This is a genomic window from Streptococcus minor DSM 17118, assembly GCF_000377005.1.
Taxonomy (GTDB): Bacteria; Bacillota; Bacilli; order Lactobacillales; family Streptococcaceae; genus Streptococcus; species Streptococcus minor.
Genome location: NZ_AQYB01000033.1, coordinates 734,848 through 750,005, shown reverse-complemented (window position 1 = coordinate 750,005; position 15,158 = coordinate 734,848). Strand labels below are relative to the sequence as shown.

Below are 15,158 nucleotides of genomic sequence, written 5' to 3'. Positions count from 1 at the left end.
CAGTAGTTAAGCCCTAGAACGCCTGAAGTAGTTGGGGGTTGCCCCCTGTGAGATACGGTAGTCGCTTAGCCATAGGAATCGTAGAGATTCCGTTTGGGAGTTTAGCTCAGCTAAGGTAGACCTTAGTCACCTTTGTCGAAGCGTTAGCGCACGACAGGGAGCCAGCGAGTTAAACTTTCATCCCATGGGAGTTTAGCTCAGCTGGGAGAGCATCTGCCTTACAAGCAGAGGGTCAGCGGTTCGATCCCGTTAACTCCCATTCTTTATTAAGCGGGTGTAGTTTAGTGGTAAAACTACAGCCTTCCAAGCTGTTGTCGCGAGTTCGATTCTCGTCACCCGCTTAGAACTATATAGTTCTGTCCAAACACTAACTGTTTGGGCGCGTAGCTCAGATGGTTAGAGCGCACGCCTGATAAGCGTGAGGTCGGTGGTTCGATTCCACTCGTGCCCATTTATTTATATGGTCCGTTGGTCAAGGGGTTAAGACACCGCCTTTTCACGGCGGTAACACGGGTTCGAATCCCGTACGGACTATAGGTAAGGAGCTACGCTCCTTTTTTGTTTTTATTAATAAATCAGAACTAACAAAAAAAGTCTTTGTTAATTGTTTACAAAGACTTTTTTCATTGGAAGTTTTCAATATCTTTTACAGATTGATAATTTCATCTGGGAGGGCAATGGTTTCTTTGCCATTGCGATCAACAACTAGAACGGTCGGTGGATAGAAGGGGTCAAAAGTGTAGGGGAAATCAACAGTAATGGTGTTAGGATACTTTTCTTGAGAAAAGGATATGCTGAGTTTCCCTTTTTTATTTTGTAATTTGAAGCGAAGGATATGCTTGAGTGGGATGACATGTTTTAAATATTGGTCAATAAAGTACCAAAAGCTATCTATGACTTCTCCTGGTAACGAGGTGACTACTCCAAAAGTGGCATATCTTCCTTTTGTCTGCGTAAAGGCCATGTGTTCTCCTGATTTTTTTATCTATGAAAAAAGCCTGTTAAACAGGTTTTTTCGGTTATGCAACTTTAACGATTTCTCAGTTCTAAATATCGTTTGTACCAAATATTAACATAAGCTTGCGAGAATGGACCACGTTGATTGTTAATCCAATCGACAAGAATTTTGACATTTTCTTTGAGAATATAGTCAATATCTGCTGGGTAGCGCATCTGCTTGCGATGTCGCTCATACTCATCTACATCTAAAAGTTTTTTTTCACCATCTGCAAAGACTTTAACATCTAAGTCATAGTCAATGTACTTGAGTGCTTCGCTGTCCAAAACATAGGGACTAGCCAGATTGCAGTAGTAAGAAATCCCATTTTCGCGGATCATGGCGATGATATTGAACCAATATTTCTTATGAAAATAGACAACTGCTGGTTCTCGTGTGACCCAGCGACGGCCATCGTTTTCAGTCACCAGTGTATGGTTATTGACTCCAATGATAGCGTTCTCTGTTGTTTTTAGTACCATGGTATCGCGCCAAGTTCGGTGCAATTCCCCGTCATGTTTATAACTTTGAATTGTAATAAAGTCGCCTTCTTTGGGCAATTTCACAATGTTACCATCTTTCTACAATTTTAAGTTTAATCCAAGCTATTATACCATAAACTGATTAGAAATGGTAGAATTTTACATGTAATCTCTGATTACCGATTGAATGAGGTCATAGTCGAAGCCTTTTCGAGCTAAGGCTTGGATCAATCTTTGTTTTAAATCATATCCTTCATATTTTTTAGCGTATTTTCTGAAGTGTTTATCGATTTCTTTGTAAATTAGGTTTTCTTCAAGCTCGTAGTCACTTTCGATATGCAAGGTAGCAACGCTTTCCTTAGCTTGTTGGTAGTTAAAACCTTTGGATAGAAGATTTTGAATCAATTTGTCTTGAAGGGCTCTGTTGGGAAGTTTGTTTTGGTATTTTTTTAGAAGCTTTTGAGCTACTCTTTCAGCTATTTCAGAAAAATTGTATTGTGGGAGAAGGCTAGAGATGGTATGATTATCAATCCCTTTATTGAGAAGTTTTTGTTGGAGCACCAGTGGACCTTTTTCTCCAGAGAGTTTGTTTTGGTCGAGGATGTTTTGGACATAGTGTCTGTCGTTAATCCAGTTATCGTCCTCAAGCTCCTTCAAAATTTGTGAGATAAAATGCTTTTCGATAGCATGGTCATGAAGGTAGTCGTAGATTTCTTTTTTGGTACGCTGCTTGAAGGAAAGGTGATAAAGGGCTAAATTTTTTCCGTAGGAAAGTTGAGCAAAGGTCTGGATTTCTGTCCATTGTTCTTCTGAAATATCTTTCTCTTTGGATAAAAAGAAGCGGACGATGGTATCTTCTGTAATATAGGTTTTCAATCCGGTATCTGTTTCGAGGAGATAAAGTCTTTTTTTCTTTTCGAGTTTCGTGATTTTCATGAGTAACTTTCTAGCCAAATGCTTCAAAAGCAGCAATGAGGCGCAATTTTTCTGTATCGATATTTTTTCTACCATAGTAATCTAAAAAGAGTTCACCATATTCTGAGGTACCAAGATTATAATGGAGTGACCAAATGGCCCAGTAGAGGTCAATGTGTTTGTCACTGATGCCAGCTAAGCCAACGTCGATAAAGGCAGAAAATGAAAGGTCATGGTTTAGAATGATATTTGGCAAACAAGCATCTCCGTGGATAAGGGCGTCTGGTGTCAGTAGGTGTCCTTTTTCTTGGATGAGACGATAGGCTTCTTCCCGATTAGAAATGCCAAATTGTGGTAAAAGGGCTTTTGGAGAGAAGTCGCCTTTTTCATAATTGTCTTGAGCAACTTTTCGATAGAGGTCAAGAGAATGACTGGTTGGGAAGTTTTGTGGAGCAAGATGATGGAGTTCTTTGAGTTTTTGGGCTAAGACCTTACAGATTGCTTCTGGTTCATGGAGATAGTAGGTCGCATTTTTTCCAGGTGCTTCTTTTGTGAGTAGGTAGTCCTTATCAGTAGAAAGATAGTGGATGACAGGTACTCCAAGGCCTGCTTTAGCAAACCATTTTGCTATGGTTGCTTCCCGATTTAATTTGCCCTTGGCATCACTTTTTAAATAGTAGCCATTATCTAGATAGATGACTCTAGCTCCAGAGTGTGATGAGGAATCGTAGGCAGTGCAATTTTTTAAAAAAGGATGGAGTGTGTCTGGATAATCTAATAGTTGGAGTGTGACTTTTTTCTTCATTCTTTCATTGTATCATAATGTCAAAAATTCTGGGGAAAGCGTGGTATAATGAGATTATGAATCTACAAGTGAAACAAAAAATTCCATTGAAAATCAAGCGGATGGGTATAAATGGTGAAGGGATAGGCTTTTTCAAAAAAACCTTGGTCTTTGTACCAGGGGCCCTCAAGGGTGAAGAAGTCTTATGTCAGGTAACGGCTGTCAAGCGAAATTTTGCAGAGGCTCGCCTCCTGACAATCCACAAGAAATCTAAATTTCGAATGAAGCCTCAGTGTGATATCTATGAGGTCTGCGGAGGTTGTCAGTTGATGCACTTGCGCTATGACAAGCAGCTGGATTTTAAGCTTGACTTACTACGTCAGGCATTAAAAAAATACCAACCAGCAGGGTATGAAGATTATGTCTTGCATCCGACCCTTGGGATGGCGAAACCTGAATTTTACCGTGCTAAGCTGCAATTTCAAACGCGTCAGTTTAAAGGGAAGGTTCAGGCTGGTCTTTATGCTCAAGGGAGTCATCGTTTGGTGGCTATTCAGGATTGTTTGGTTCAGGATAAGGTGACACAGGAAATTATTAACCAGGTAGCAAACTTGCTGACTAAATATCAGATTCCTATCCATGATGAACGTCGTCAGCTAGGAATAAGAACGGTCATGGTTCGTCGTTCTCGTAAGACTGGTCAGGTTCATTTAATTTTTGTAACCTCACGTCAGGTCAATTTGCAGCGCTTGCTTGGGGAACTAATCGCAATGCATCCTGAAATTATGACAGTGGCCCTCAATCATCATAAGAGTAAATCCAGTGAGATTTATGGGGAAAAAACAGAGATTATTTGGGGGCAGGAAAGTATTCGTGAATCTGTTTTGGGGTATGAGTTTGACTTATCTCCGAGAGCTTTTTATCAGTTAAATCCGGAACAGACTGAGGTTCTGTATGGGGAGGCGGTTAAGGCTTTGGACTTAGATGGGTCGGAGCACTTGATTGATGCATACTGTGGTGTGGGAACAATCGGCTTTGCTTTTGCACATCAGGTTCAGTCGGTAAGGGGGATGGATATTATCCCAGAGGCGATTGAGGATGCTAAGAAAAATGCTAGGCGCCTAGGTTTTGATAATACTTACTATGAGGCTGGGAGGGCTGAAGATCTTATTCCTAAGTGGTATGCGGAAGGCTATCGTGCGGATGCTCTGGTTGTAGATCCACCACGAACTGGTTTAGACAAACAACTTTTGGATACGATTTTAAGATACAAGCCTGCAAAAATGGTCTATGTTTCTTGCAATGTTTCTACTTTAGCTCGTGATTTAGTCGAGTTGACGAAGGCTTATACTGTCGAATACATACAGAGTGTGGATATGTTCCCACACACAGCACGGACTGAGGCGGTGGTGAAATTGACTAGGAATCACTAATCTAGGCATTCTCAAGATAAGGTCAGACAAAAACTGGTCAGGACCAATTTTCTCTTGCTTTCATGACTTGAAAATAATATAATAATTTCAAGTTCAAAGGAATCAGTCCCAAGAGATTTCTTTAGGGTGATAGTGGTTCTAGATTTTTAAGAAGGGAAAAAGGTAGATGTTGGACGGGGCTAGTGAGCAACCATTGTATTTACAATTAGTGGATCAGTTGGAGATGGAGATTCGCAACTCGATGTTGGCAAATGACAAGTTGTCTTCTGAGCGGGAACTGACCAAGATTTATGGTGTTAGTCGGATTACGGTGCGTTTGGCTTTGCAGGAGCTAGAAAAAAGAGGATTGGTTTACAAGAAGCATGGCAAGGGAACCTATGTGTCTGAGATTACCGATTCAGCGGTAGATTTATCAGCTGCATACAGTTTTACCGATCAGATGAAGAAGCTGGGAAAAGTTCCGCAGACCAAAATTTTATCCTTTAGGCTGATAGAGGCTCCTGAATCTATTGCCCAACAGATGCAGATTGCTCCTGGGGAATTAATTTTTGAAATTGAGCGTTTGCGGATTGCAAATGATACTCCAATGATGATTGAGCGGTCCTATGTGCCTCACACCTTGTTTGATGGCTTGACAGAAGAAATGTTGAGTGTGCATCCTCTGTATGAACTCTTTCAGTTACAGTTTTCGCAGACGATTCGTCTTGCCGAGGAGGAATTTTATGCCAGTATCGCCTTAGATAATGAAGCAGAGCTTTTAGGGATTCGCAGTGGCAGCCCTGTTCTTCATCTTCTGCGTAAGACATATAACACAAAAAATATCGTGATTGAGTATACCTTTAGTATAGCAAGGGCAGACCAATTTCGCTATAAAATTATTCACCAGAGAAATGATTGATGAGAAAAGAGAGTTCCACTTGGAACTCTCTTTAGTTGTTATTTGCGGCAATTTCAAATTTATAAAATTTCCAATGTTTGTATGTTTCAGTGTATTCTAAGACTTCATCGGTTCCATTTTTCCTAGTAGTTTTTATCTGAAGGACTGTCGGTTCGGATTGGCTCATCTGCATCAGTTCTGCAATGGCTTCTGGGGTTGGGAAGCAAATTTCATTGGTTTCAATGAAGGGTTCCTCAGACATGTGGATGTTAAAGTCTAGTTTAAATCGTTGGTAAATGGATTGGAAATGTTCCAGAGGTGCATCGGGTTGTTGTATGTAACGAGCTGGGATGAAGGATTGATGGAAGATATACGGCTCGCCTTTTGCTGAACGCAGGCGACTAATTTTATAGTAGAAGTTATTTTTATCTAATTGTAAGGTCTTGAGGATGCGTTGGTCATTTCCTTTTTCGCATGATAAAACTTCAACGGTATCTTCATCGGTTGAAAAGATTTCGATATCAGAGAATTTGACTAGTTTTCCTTTCCGAGAGCGCGAGACAAAGGTACCTTTTCCTTGCTGTCGGATGAGGTAGCCATCTTTGACGAGCTCGTTCATCGCTCGGATAACAGTGATGGAGCTGACATTGTAGAGTTTGGTTAACTCAGCTTCTGTATAAAATTTATCTCCATTTTCAAATTTTCCGGAGATAATTTGTTGGCGTAGTTCATTTTGAACCAGCTGGTATTTGGGGACTTTCATGACTGGAACTCCTTTCTGTTTACTAGCGTTATATTTCTAATGTTATTATACTAAATAATCATAAAAAAATAAAAAAATTATATAAAAAATTGAAAAAAATGAAACAAACTACTGGACATAACCAGTGTTCTATGTTAATATAATGACATAGAAAGAAAGCGATTACAAGGTGAGGTAAGATGGTCAATTTTCAGATAAAGGAAAATTTTTATCTAAATGGTCACCCTTTTAAGATTCTATCTGGGGCTATTCACTACTTTAGAGTTCATCCAGACGACTGGTACCATTCCTTGTATAATCTCAAAGCATTGGGATTTAATACTGTTGAGACATATGTTCCTTGGAATTTGCATGAACCTCAAAAAGGATGCTTCCAGGATGAGGGCATATTAGATGTTGAACGATTCTTGCAAATTGCACAAGATTTGGATTTGTATGCCATTGTTCGTCCGTCTCCCTATATCTGCGCTGAGTGGGAGTGGGGTGGCTTGCCTGCCTGGTTATTACGTGAGGATATTCGAGTACGGTCTAGTGATTCCGATTTTCTAAGTCACCTAGATGCCTACTATGCTTGGCTTCTGCCAAAACTAGTTCCGCATCAGTTGGAGCAGGGGGGAAATATTCTCATGTTTCAGGTGGAAAATGAATACGGTTCTTACGGAGAGGAAAAGGCTTATCTGCGAGCAGTAGCAGACCTGATGAGAAAATATGGATTGACAGCTCCCTTTTTTACTTCAGATGGCCCTTGGCGAGCTTGTTTGCGAGCAGGCAGTATGATAGAAGAGGATATTTTGGTCACAGGGAATTTTGGTTCCAAGGCCAAAGTTAATTTTGCCCAGATGCAAGCATTTTTTGATGAGTATGGTAAGAAATGGCCACTCATGTGTATGGAATTCTGGGATGGCTGGTTCAACCGCTGGGGTGAAGAGATTATCCGAAGGGGTCCAGAGGAACTAGCCCAAGCAGTTATGGAAGCTATTGAGCTAGGGTCAATCAATCTTTATATGTTCCATGGGGGAACCAATTTTGGCTTTATGAATGGTTGCTCAGCCCGTGGTCAAAAAGATCTGCCTCAGGTAACTTCTTATGATTACGATGCAATTTTAGATGAAGCGGGTAATCCGACTAGAAAATTCTATTTGATTCAGGAAAAAATGAAAGAAGTTTATCCTCATTTAGACTACCAGGAACCCCTGATAAAAGAGGCTAGAGCTTATCCTCAGGCTTCTCTGAAAGATAAGACAACCTTATTTAGTAACTTGGAACAATTGTCTAAGAAGTCTAGCTCTTTTTATCCACAGAATATGGAAGAGTTGGGTCAAAATACAGGCTATATCTTCTATCAAACCAAGTTGGAAAAGGATAAGGAAGAGGCAGAGCGTTTCCGGGTCATTGACGCCAGAGATCGCATTCAAGTCTATCAAAATCAAGAATGGGTTGCGACCCAGTATCAGGAAGAAATCGGTGAGGATATCCTGCTGGAATTTCCTGAAAAGGTATCTGAGATTTCGATCTTGGTGGAGAATATGGGTCGTGTAAACTATGGGCATAAGCTGACAGCTCCTACACAGATTAAGGGTCTAGGAAGAGGAGCAATGGCAGATTTGCATTATATTGGAAATTGGGATAGCTACCCCTTGCCATTAGATAACATCGGAAATGTAGATTATACCAAGGAGTGGAAAGAAGGTAGTCCAGCTTTTTATCGTTATCAGATAGAAATAGATGATTTGGCAGATACTTATTTAAATATGACAGGATTTGGAAAAGGTGTCGTCTTTATTAACCATGTCAATATCGGACGTTTTTGGGAAAAGGGTCCACATCTTTCTCTTTATGTACCGAAAGGATACTTGAAGAAAGGAGAAAATGAGATTGTGGTCTTCGAAACGGAGGGCCGCTTTAGAGAAAGCTTGACCTTTTCTCAAGAACCCGTTTTTAAAACAGATATTACAAACTAAAGGAGAATATGTATGGCAATTATCGCTACAAGGATTGATGGTCGCCTGATTCACGGACAGGTGGCAAATTTATGGACAGGAAAACTAAACATTAGCCGTATCATGGTCATTGACGATGAAGTGGCTCAAAATGATATTGAAAAACAAGGTTTGAAATTGGCTTGTCCTCCAGGTGTAAAATTGAGTATCTTGCCTGTTCAAAAGGCAGCTGAAAATATTTTAGCAGGGAAGTATGATTCCCAACGTCTCTTGATTGTAGCCCGTTATCCGGATCGTTTTCTACGTCTGGTAGAATACGGGGTTCACTTGGATGAACTCAATGTGGGCAATATGTCTCAAACACCAGAAACTCGTTCGGTAACCCGTTCGATCAATGTGGTGGACAAGGACATTGCGGACTTTGATGCCCTTCAAGCAAAAGGTGTAAAACTGATTGCGCAGATGGTACCAAACGATCCAGCTAAAGACTTTATGCCATTATTGGATAAAGTTCGTTAATATTTGGTTATATTTAAGAAAAATTTATAGGAGGTTCACTATTATGCAATGGTGGCAAATACTTTTACTGACGTTGTACTCATTCTATCAAATCTGTGATGAGTTGACGATTGTTTCATCTGCTGGTTCACCAGTATTCGCTGGTTTCGTAGCAGGTTTGGTTATGGGAGATGTGAAAACAGGTCTTCTCATTGGTGGTAGCTTACAGCTCGTGGTTCTTGGTGTGGGTACCTTCGGTGGTGCTTCTCGTATCGATGCGACTTCTGGTGCGGTTTTGGCAACAGCTTTTTCGGTGGCACAAAATATTGATCCAGAAATTGCGATTTCTACTATTGCGGTACCAGTAGCTGGACTTCTTGTCTATACTGATATTCTTGGTCGTTTCACAACAACCTTCTTTGCTCACCGCGTGGATGCAGCGATTGAGCGCTTTGACTATAAAGGAATTGAGCGTAACTACCTTCTAGGTGCGCTTCCATGGGGTCTCTCTCGTGCCCTACCAGTTTTCCTAGCTCTTGCATTTGGTGGTAGCCTAGTTGAAACCTTGGTTGCAGCCTTGGAAGAACCAAACTTTGCTTGGATTGCAGCAGGCTTGACATTGGCAGCTCGTATGCTTCCAGGTCTTGGTTTTGCGATCTTGCTTCACTACCTTCCAGTAAAACGCAATCTTCACTACTTAGCAGCAGGCTTTGGTTTGACAGCTATGCTAACAGTTCTATATGGAAATATCTCTGCTTTGGGTGGGGCTGTTGCAAGTATCGTGCCAGCAGTTAATGAATTGATTCCTGAAGCAACGCTTTCCTTCACTAACAATTTCAAAGGCTTGTCCATGATTGGTATTTCTATCATTGGTATCTTGCTAGCTGTGCTCCATTATCAAAACGCTCGTCGAACAGTAGTGGCTGCGCCAGTATCTAACGTAGAAAGCGGGGAGATTGAAGATGACGAATTCTAAATACAAACTAACAAAAGAAGATTTTAATCAAATTAATAAACGGAGCATGTTTACCTACCAGTTGGGTTGGAACTATGAGCGTATGCAGGCTTCTGGTTACCTCTACATGATTTTGCCACAGCTCCGTAAAATGTACGGAGATGGTACTCCTGAGCTCAAGAAGATGATGAAATTGCATACGCAGTTTTTCAATACTTCACCATTCTTCCATACGATTATCACCGGTTTTGACTTGGCCTTGGAAGAAAAAGAAGGCGTTGCATCTGCGGATGCGGTTAACGGTATCAAGACTGGTTTGATGGGACCATTTGCTCCACTTGGAGATACTATCTTTGGATCTCTTGTACCAGCTATTATGGGTACGATTGCAGCTTCAATGGCTGTTGAAGGCATGCCTTGGGGAATCTTCCTCTGGGTTGCGGTGGCTGTAGCCTATGATATCTTCCGTTGGAAACAGTTGGAATTTGCTTATAAAGAAGGTGTGAAACTTGTTACCACCATGCGAGACACTATGCAGGCCATCGTTGATGCAGCTTCTGTTCTTGGGGTCTTTATGATGGGGGCTTTGATCGCAACCATGATCAACTTTGAAGTTACTTGGGCACCAACAATTGGTGAAAAGGCTATTGATATCCAAGATATCCTAAACACCATCTTCCCACGCTTGGTACCTGCTATCTTCACAGGCTTTGTCTTCTGGTTGTTGGGTCGTAAGGGTATGAATTCTACAAAAGCAATCCTTATCATTATTACACTTGCGCTTGCTTTGTCTGCCCTTGGTCACTTCGTTTTAGGTATGTCTTAATATGGGAAAAAGTTTAATTCTAGTCAGTCATGGTCTTTTCAGTGAAGAATTAAAAAAATCAACTGAAATGATTATGGGACCACAGGCTGATATTCATACAGTGACACTTTTACCAGAAGAGGGACCAGAGGATTTTCTAAAGAAATTTGAAGAGACTGTCTCCAGTCTGGAAGACTATGTGGTATTTGCTGATTTACTTGGTGGTACCCCTTGTAATGTTGTTTCACGTCTCATCTTGGAAGGCAATCCGATTCAACTGTATGCTGGCATGAACATGCCGATGGTTATTGGCTTTTTGAACGGCGAGTTAATCGGTGAAGCAGTAGATTATGTCGAATTTGGTGCTAGCAATATTCGAGATATCAATGCTATGCTAGCTTCAGATGATGATGAAGATGATGAATAATGTATTAAAGTAGCTAGATAAAACTGGTTTTAGACTAAAAAGTGTAAACAGTACTTGAGTTTAAATTAAAAATATCCCCTGTTTAAAGCCAGTTTTAGATAGTACTGTGATATACTGTAAGTATCCTGAGAGAGACTAGGACTGTGCTCCTAGTCCTCTTTGGGTTTTAAGCTTTTATCAAGAAATATGAGAGGACGAAAGATTTATGGTGATGATTGACAGTAGCCCATTTGGGACCAGTCAGGCCCAACTTTATCGATTGACCAATGAAAATGGAATGCAGGTGACTCTGACCAATTTTGGAGCTAGGATTGTAGAAATCTTACTTCCTGTTGATGGTCAACTTCGCAATGTCAGTTTGGCTGCGAATTCGGATGAAGACTACTTGAACAAGGATGCCTATGTTGGCTCTACGGTGGCTCCAGTTGCAGGACGAATTTCAGGAGCTGCGACTCTTATCAAGAGAAAGACCGTTCATTTTACAGAAAATGAACCTGGACGGACCTTGCATAGCGGTGTTGAGGCTTCTAATGTACAATACTGGCAAGTGAATTTGGTGGAGAAGGAGAATCAGGTCATCTTTAATTTGGTTTTACCGGATGGTTACAATGGTTTTCCCGGTCCGGTCACAGTCACTGCGACCTATGAATTGACAGAAGATAATGAATTGAAGATTCACTATCAGGCTCACTCAGAATCGGATACCATTTTCAATCCAACCAATCATGTGTACTTTAATTTGTCTGGTGATTTTCAACAAAGTGTGGGAGAGCATCAATTGAAGATTGTGGCAGACCAGTTTGTACCTCTGGGTGAAGACAATATGCCTTTGGGTGAGTTTTGGCCAGTAGAGGGAACTCCCTTTGATTTTCGAGACTTTGCACCTATCCAACAAGGATTGAACAACCAGCATCCCCAAAACAAGGTTGTCGGTGGATATGATCATCCTTGGGTCTTATCTCAGGTAGATATTCCTGTGGAGGTCATCAGTCCTGATCAGAAGGTGCGCCTTATCATGCGGAGCAATCAACCAGCAGTGGTCATTTATACTTACAACCATGGACCAACTGCTATGACAGATCGTCATAGTGTCTTCTCTTTGGAATGCCAAGGCTTTCCAAATGCCTGCAATTTGGAAAATTTTGGGTCTATCTTGTTAGAAAAAGGTCAATCATTTGATAGTCAATTTTCTTATCAATTTATTTTTTAAAGACTCTCCTGACAGGGGTTCGGCTATGGCTGGCCCCTTTTTTGTAGGAAAAAGACTTAAAAATATGGTATAATACGGGCAGAATATCAAATAAAATGGGGAATATGAATGAATATAATTGACCTATCCATACCAGTAGCAGAAGTGGTAGAACAACATCCAGAGGTGCTGGACTTGCTGGTGGAATTAGGTTTTACACCACTGGCAAATCCTCTCATGCGCCAGACCCTTGGCCGTGCAGTTTCTATCAAACAGGGGGCCAAGATGAAAGGGATTGATATGGCTAAAATCAAGCAAAATCTGATTTGGAATGGTTACGAAATCAAGGGGGACTAAGATGTCTGAGGAGAGAATCCATATTTTACGGGATATTTTACTGGATTTGCACCATGGGGCTAGTCCAGAATCAGTTCAGGAACGCTTTAATGCTACTTTCTCGGGAGTCTCGGCTATTGAGATTTCACTAATGGAGCATGAACTCATGAACTCGGATACGGGCATCACTTTTGAGGATGTCATGGAGCTGTGTAATGTGCATGCCAATCTTTTTAAAAATGCAGTGGTTGGCGTAGAAGTGGCAGAAACGGAGCATCCTGGTCATCCTGTACGGATTTTTAAAGATGAAAATTTGGCTCTGCGAGCTGCCTTGATACGGGTAGGACGTCTGTTGGACTCCTATGCAGATAATGAAGACGAGCAAAGTCGATTGGAGATTAGTAAGGGGCTTCAGCGTCAGATGGACTTGCTTGGACAATTTAACCATCATTACCAGCGCAAAGAAGAGCTATTCTTCCCTATCATGGAGGCCTATGGGCATGATGCGCCTCCAAAGGTCATGTGGGGAGTGGATGATCAGATTCGAGACCTTTTCCAGGAAGCAAAGACTTCTGTAGCCAATTTGCCTCAAACAGATATTGGGCAAGCTAAAGCAGATTTTGAAGCTTTTTCTCAGGAATTTGAGAGTATGATTTTTAAGGAAGAGTCAATTCTGCTTATGATTTTGCTGGAGGCCTTCACCCAAGATGATTGGATTAAAATTGCAAAGGAAAGCGATGTTTATGGCTATGCTATTATCCGTCCAACTGAAACATGGCAACCCCAACGGGAAAACTTTGTACCAGCAGTAGAGGAGGAGTTGGATCATAACTTGGAAATGAGCACCCAGCAGATTATTGATACTCCGCAGGGACGCTTTACAATCCAATTTACCCCCAAAGAGTCAACCCAACAGGTGGATAGAACGACAGTCCAGCCTTTTGGTAATGGGTATTTATCGGTGGAAGAGGCCAATCTCATTCTTAATCATTTGCCTATGGAGATTACCTTTGTTAACAAGGAAGATATATTTCAATATTACAATGATGCGGTACCAGCAGAGGAGATGATTTTCAAGCGGACGCCTAGTCAGGTGGGACGACATGTCGAACTTTGCCATCCGCCCAAACTGTTGTTTAAGGTCAAGAAGATTTTTGAGGCCTTACGCAGTGGCAAAAAGGATCAGTTTGTCATGTGGTTCAAGTCAGAAAGTCGTGGTCAGTTTGTCCATGTGACTTATGCAGCGGTGCGCAACGAGGCTGGCGAGTTTCAGGGTGTGCTAGAGTATGTTCAGGATATTGCACCTTATCGGGCGATTGATACAGATTTTTACAGAGAGATTGGAGAGGAAAACGAGTGACCTACGAACAGGAATTTTTAAGAGATTTTGAGGAATGGATTCAGAACCAGATTATGGTGAATGAAATGGCGATGCATGAGAGCCGCCGAGTTCTGGAAGAAGACAGGGATGAGCGGGCAGCAGATGCCTATATCCGGTATGAAAGCAAGTTGGATGCCTATCAGTTCATCCAAGGGAAATTTGCCAATTACAAGGCTGGTAAAAGTTTTCATGATTTACCAGATGGCTTGTTTGGTGAGAGACGTTATTAGTTTGTCTTTACAAAGGAGTAAAAGATGAAGAAGAAAACGATAATCAGTCTGCTTAGTTTATGTGCAATCTTTGGTTTGTTAACAGCTTGTGGTTCGGGTAAAAAGAAGCAGGCAAATGACACAAGGACTACTGAGATGACCCATCAGTCAACGACCGAATCTGCTAGTTCAACCATCCTTTCGGATGTTCAGTTGGATTTGAAAGGCATGCAGCAAATTGGCAAAGAAGGCTATGGATACCTGTATGTACCCGATAATTGGCTTCCTTTTACTGATCTTGATGGCAGTGATACCTATCAATATACGAGAGAGGGATACAACATTGTCACTTTGTATTCTTACACAAAGGAAGATTTAGCTGTTGAAAAAATAGATCAACTGGCTGTAAAAAATGCAGCAGCTTCTTATTACTATGGCATGGAATCATCTAATATATATGAAAATTTGACAGCGTCAATGTCTGAGGTTGCAGGAAGAGAAGCCTATCAAGTTTATGGCACTGTAAAATCTGACGGGAAAATCCTCTGTGCATGGTTCTTTAAGACAGAAAAGAATGACAAGGTGTATTTGGTATCGCTGGAAGGTGATAAAGAAACATTGAACCAAGTTTTGCCCTACATCGAAGGGACTTGGACAGCAACAAAATAAAATGTAAAGTGAGAAAATATAATGGCAAAAAAAAGAAATCGTAAAAAAGAGTATATTCTAGGTTTGAAGCGTCAAGGTCTTGTGAAAACGGCTGTTGATGTAGTAAAGGTTATTTCAGACAAGACGGAAGAAGTGAAAAAGGAAGTCAGTACTGCGACTCAGAATTTTGACAAGTTTGTCAAAGAGTTGGAAGGTCTGGCAGTCAGTCGCCTAGAAACTTTTTATGCAGAAGGCATCAAATCTGCAAAAGATTTTGCCAAGTGGACTGAAAAAGAACTTTTAGCCCTTAAAGGTATTGGTCCTGCGACCATCAAGCAGTTGAAAGAAAAGGGTATTGCATTTAAAAAATGATTTGGTTTGCCTAAGTCTGGGAAATCTGTTAAAATAAGTACATTCAGAGGTGTTTTGAAGTCCATGTGTTACAGGAAGCGGCGTTATTGAGAAATCCGCACACATGTCAAAATTGGTTGCTGATGGTTCAATGGAATAAGTAAAGTT

18 protein-coding genes and 4 tRNA genes are annotated in these 15,158 nt (G+C 41.1%); 17 read left to right on the top strand and 5 right to left on the bottom strand.

Annotated features, from left to right (window positions below; all coding sequences use genetic code 11):
- The first annotated feature begins 186 nt into the window (after window positions 1-186).
- The 4 genes from F602_RS0110055 to F602_RS0110040 all read left to right on the top strand — a co-directional run bounded on the left by F602_RS0110055 (window position 187) and on the right by F602_RS0110040 (window position 534).
- Window positions 187-259 (top strand) — tRNA-Val (locus F602_RS0110055).
- A gap of 11 nt (window positions 260-270) precedes the next feature.
- Window positions 271-341 (top strand) — tRNA-Gly (locus F602_RS0110050).
- A gap of 36 nt (window positions 342-377) precedes the next feature.
- A tRNA-Ile gene (locus F602_RS0110045) sits at window positions 378-451 on the top strand.
- A gap of 11 nt (window positions 452-462) precedes the next feature.
- Window positions 463-534, top strand: a tRNA-Glu gene (locus F602_RS0110040).
- Between the two features lie 112 nt (window positions 535-646).
- On the opposite strand, the gene F602_RS0110035 is transcribed toward F602_RS0110040, so the two are convergent.
- The 4 genes from F602_RS0110035 to F602_RS0110020 all read right to left on the bottom strand — a co-directional run bounded on the left by F602_RS0110035 (window position 647) and on the right by F602_RS0110020 (window position 3,199).
- Window positions 647-964: a DUF960 domain-containing protein gene (locus tag F602_RS0110035; protein WP_018167853.1), complete on the bottom strand. Its 318-nt coding sequence runs from the start codon at window positions 962-964 to the stop codon at window positions 647-649.
- Between the two features lie 65 nt (window positions 965-1,029).
- The gene (gene ntdP / locus F602_RS0110030) at window positions 1,030-1,563 is read right to left on the bottom strand and encodes a nucleoside tri-diphosphate phosphatase (protein WP_018167852.1); all 534 of its coding nucleotides are present in this window, start codon (window positions 1,561-1,563) and stop codon (window positions 1,030-1,032) included.
- A gap of 75 nt (window positions 1,564-1,638) precedes the next feature.
- Window positions 1,639-2,415 carry a recombination regulator RecX gene (gene recX, locus F602_RS0110025; protein ID WP_018167851.1) on the bottom strand — a complete coding sequence of 259 codons (777 nt, stop codon included), beginning with the start codon at window positions 2,413-2,415 and terminating at the stop codon, window positions 1,639-1,641.
- A 10-nt stretch (window positions 2,416-2,425) separates the two neighbouring features.
- Window positions 2,426-3,199, bottom strand: coding sequence for an aminoglycoside 3'-phosphotransferase (locus F602_RS0110020; protein WP_018167850.1), 774 nt, complete (start codon window positions 3,197-3,199; stop codon window positions 2,426-2,428).
- Window positions 3,200-3,255: 56 nt separating this feature from the next.
- On the opposite strand from F602_RS0110020, the gene rlmD reads away from it, so the two are divergent.
- Both rlmD and F602_RS0110010 read left to right on the top strand, forming a co-directional pair.
- Window positions 3,256-4,611 carry a 23S rRNA (uracil(1939)-C(5))-methyltransferase RlmD gene (gene rlmD, locus F602_RS0110015; protein ID WP_018167849.1) on the top strand — a complete coding sequence of 452 codons (1,356 nt, stop codon included), beginning with the start codon at window positions 3,256-3,258 and terminating at the stop codon, window positions 4,609-4,611.
- Window positions 4,612-4,777: 166 nt separating this feature from the next.
- Window positions 4,778-5,509, top strand: coding sequence for a GntR family transcriptional regulator (locus F602_RS0110010; RefSeq protein WP_018167848.1), 732 nt, complete (start codon window positions 4,778-4,780; stop codon window positions 5,507-5,509).
- Window positions 5,510-5,540: 31 nt separating this feature from the next.
- Here F602_RS0110010 and F602_RS0110005 read toward each other — a convergent pair whose 3' ends face one another.
- The gene (locus F602_RS0110005) at window positions 5,541-6,251 is read right to left on the bottom strand and encodes a GntR family transcriptional regulator (protein WP_018167847.1); all 711 of its coding nucleotides are present in this window, start codon (window positions 6,249-6,251) and stop codon (window positions 5,541-5,543) included.
- A gap of 179 nt (window positions 6,252-6,430) precedes the next feature.
- Between F602_RS0110005 and F602_RS0110000 the strand changes: the two genes are divergently transcribed.
- From F602_RS0110000 to F602_RS0109950, 11 genes are all read left to right on the top strand, one after another.
- On the top strand, window positions 6,431-8,212 hold the full coding sequence (locus F602_RS0110000; RefSeq protein WP_018167846.1) for a glycoside hydrolase family 35 protein: 1,782 nt from the start codon (window positions 6,431-6,433) through the stop codon (window positions 8,210-8,212).
- A 12-nt stretch (window positions 8,213-8,224) separates the two neighbouring features.
- Window positions 8,225-8,710 (top strand): PTS sugar transporter subunit IIB, encoded by a 486-nt coding sequence (locus F602_RS0109995; RefSeq protein ID WP_018167845.1) that lies wholly within the window; start codon window positions 8,225-8,227, stop codon window positions 8,708-8,710.
- 40 nt (window positions 8,711-8,750) lie between these two features.
- Window positions 8,751-9,665 carry a PTS mannose/fructose/sorbose/N-acetylgalactosamine transporter subunit IIC gene (locus F602_RS0109990; RefSeq protein WP_026183412.1) on the top strand — a complete coding sequence of 305 codons (915 nt, stop codon included), beginning with the start codon at window positions 8,751-8,753 and terminating at the stop codon, window positions 9,663-9,665.
- Window positions 9,652-10,470 (top strand): PTS system mannose/fructose/sorbose family transporter subunit IID, encoded by an 819-nt coding sequence (locus F602_RS0109985; RefSeq protein ID WP_018167843.1) that lies wholly within the window; start codon window positions 9,652-9,654, stop codon window positions 10,468-10,470. Before F602_RS0109990 ends, F602_RS0109985 begins: the two co-directional genes overlap by 14 nt.
- A gap of 1 nt (window position 10,471) precedes the next feature.
- Window positions 10,472-10,876: a PTS sugar transporter subunit IIA gene (locus F602_RS0109980; RefSeq protein WP_018167842.1), complete on the top strand. Its 405-nt coding sequence runs from the start codon at window positions 10,472-10,474 to the stop codon at window positions 10,874-10,876.
- Window positions 10,877-11,087: 211 nt separating this feature from the next.
- The gene (locus F602_RS0109975) at window positions 11,088-12,086 is read left to right on the top strand and encodes a galactose-1-epimerase (protein WP_026183411.1); all 999 of its coding nucleotides are present in this window, start codon (window positions 11,088-11,090) and stop codon (window positions 12,084-12,086) included.
- 108 nt (window positions 12,087-12,194) lie between these two features.
- Window positions 12,195-12,422 (top strand): DUF1858 domain-containing protein, encoded by a 228-nt coding sequence (locus F602_RS0109970; RefSeq protein ID WP_018167840.1) that lies wholly within the window; start codon window positions 12,195-12,197, stop codon window positions 12,420-12,422.
- A gap of 1 nt (window position 12,423) precedes the next feature.
- Window positions 12,424-13,761 carry a DUF438 domain-containing protein gene (locus tag F602_RS0109965; protein WP_018167839.1) on the top strand — a complete coding sequence of 446 codons (1,338 nt, stop codon included), beginning with the start codon at window positions 12,424-12,426 and terminating at the stop codon, window positions 13,759-13,761.
- A complete protein-coding gene (locus tag F602_RS0109960) occupies window positions 13,758-14,012 on the top strand; it encodes a DUF1912 family protein (RefSeq protein WP_018167838.1) in 255 nt (84 codons plus the stop codon). The genes F602_RS0109965 and F602_RS0109960 overlap by 4 nt, the downstream gene beginning before the upstream one ends.
- A gap of 24 nt (window positions 14,013-14,036) precedes the next feature.
- Window positions 14,037-14,660, top strand: coding sequence for a hypothetical protein (locus F602_RS0109955; protein ID WP_018167837.1), 624 nt, complete (start codon window positions 14,037-14,039; stop codon window positions 14,658-14,660).
- Window positions 14,661-14,681: 21 nt separating this feature from the next.
- Window positions 14,682-15,011 (top strand): helix-hairpin-helix domain-containing protein, encoded by a 330-nt coding sequence (locus F602_RS0109950; protein WP_018167836.1) that lies wholly within the window; start codon window positions 14,682-14,684, stop codon window positions 15,009-15,011.
- Window positions 15,012-15,158 lie beyond the last annotated feature (147 nt).

Bases quoted from the DNA above. Each gene is read 5' to 3' on its own strand.
- F602_RS0110035 (WP_018167853.1), bottom strand. From the start codon at position 964: ATGGCCTTTACGCAGACAAAAGGAAGATATGCCACTTTTGGAGTAGTC.
- recX (WP_018167851.1), bottom strand. From the start codon at position 2,415: ATGAAAATCACGAAACTCGAAAAGAAAAAAAGACTTTATCTCCTCGAA.
- F602_RS0110020 (WP_018167850.1), bottom strand. From the start codon at position 3,199: ATGAAGAAAAAAGTCACACTCCAACTATTAGATTATCCAGACACACTC.
- rlmD (WP_018167849.1), top strand. From the start codon at position 3,256: ATGAATCTACAAGTGAAACAAAAAATTCCATTGAAAATCAAGCGGATG.
- F602_RS0110010 (WP_018167848.1), top strand. From the start codon at position 4,778: ATGTTGGACGGGGCTAGTGAGCAACCATTGTATTTACAATTAGTGGAT.
- F602_RS0110005 (WP_018167847.1), bottom strand. From the start codon at position 6,251: ATGAAAGTCCCCAAATACCAGCTGGTTCAAAATGAACTACGCCAACAA.
- F602_RS0110000 (WP_018167846.1), top strand. From the start codon at position 6,431: ATGGTCAATTTTCAGATAAAGGAAAATTTTTATCTAAATGGTCACCCT.
- F602_RS0109995 (WP_018167845.1), top strand. From the start codon at position 8,225: ATGGCAATTATCGCTACAAGGATTGATGGTCGCCTGATTCACGGACAG.
- F602_RS0109985 (WP_018167843.1), top strand. From the start codon at position 9,652: ATGACGAATTCTAAATACAAACTAACAAAAGAAGATTTTAATCAAATT.
- F602_RS0109980 (WP_018167842.1), top strand. From the start codon at position 10,472: ATGGGAAAAAGTTTAATTCTAGTCAGTCATGGTCTTTTCAGTGAAGAA.
- F602_RS0109975 (WP_026183411.1), top strand. From the start codon at position 11,088: ATGATTGACAGTAGCCCATTTGGGACCAGTCAGGCCCAACTTTATCGA.
- F602_RS0109970 (WP_018167840.1), top strand. From the start codon at position 12,195: ATGAATATAATTGACCTATCCATACCAGTAGCAGAAGTGGTAGAACAA.
- F602_RS0109965 (WP_018167839.1), top strand. From the start codon at position 12,424: ATGTCTGAGGAGAGAATCCATATTTTACGGGATATTTTACTGGATTTG.
- F602_RS0109955 (WP_018167837.1), top strand. From the start codon at position 14,037: ATGAAGAAGAAAACGATAATCAGTCTGCTTAGTTTATGTGCAATCTTT.
- F602_RS0109950 (WP_018167836.1), top strand. From the start codon at position 14,682: ATGGCAAAAAAAAGAAATCGTAAAAAAGAGTATATTCTAGGTTTGAAG.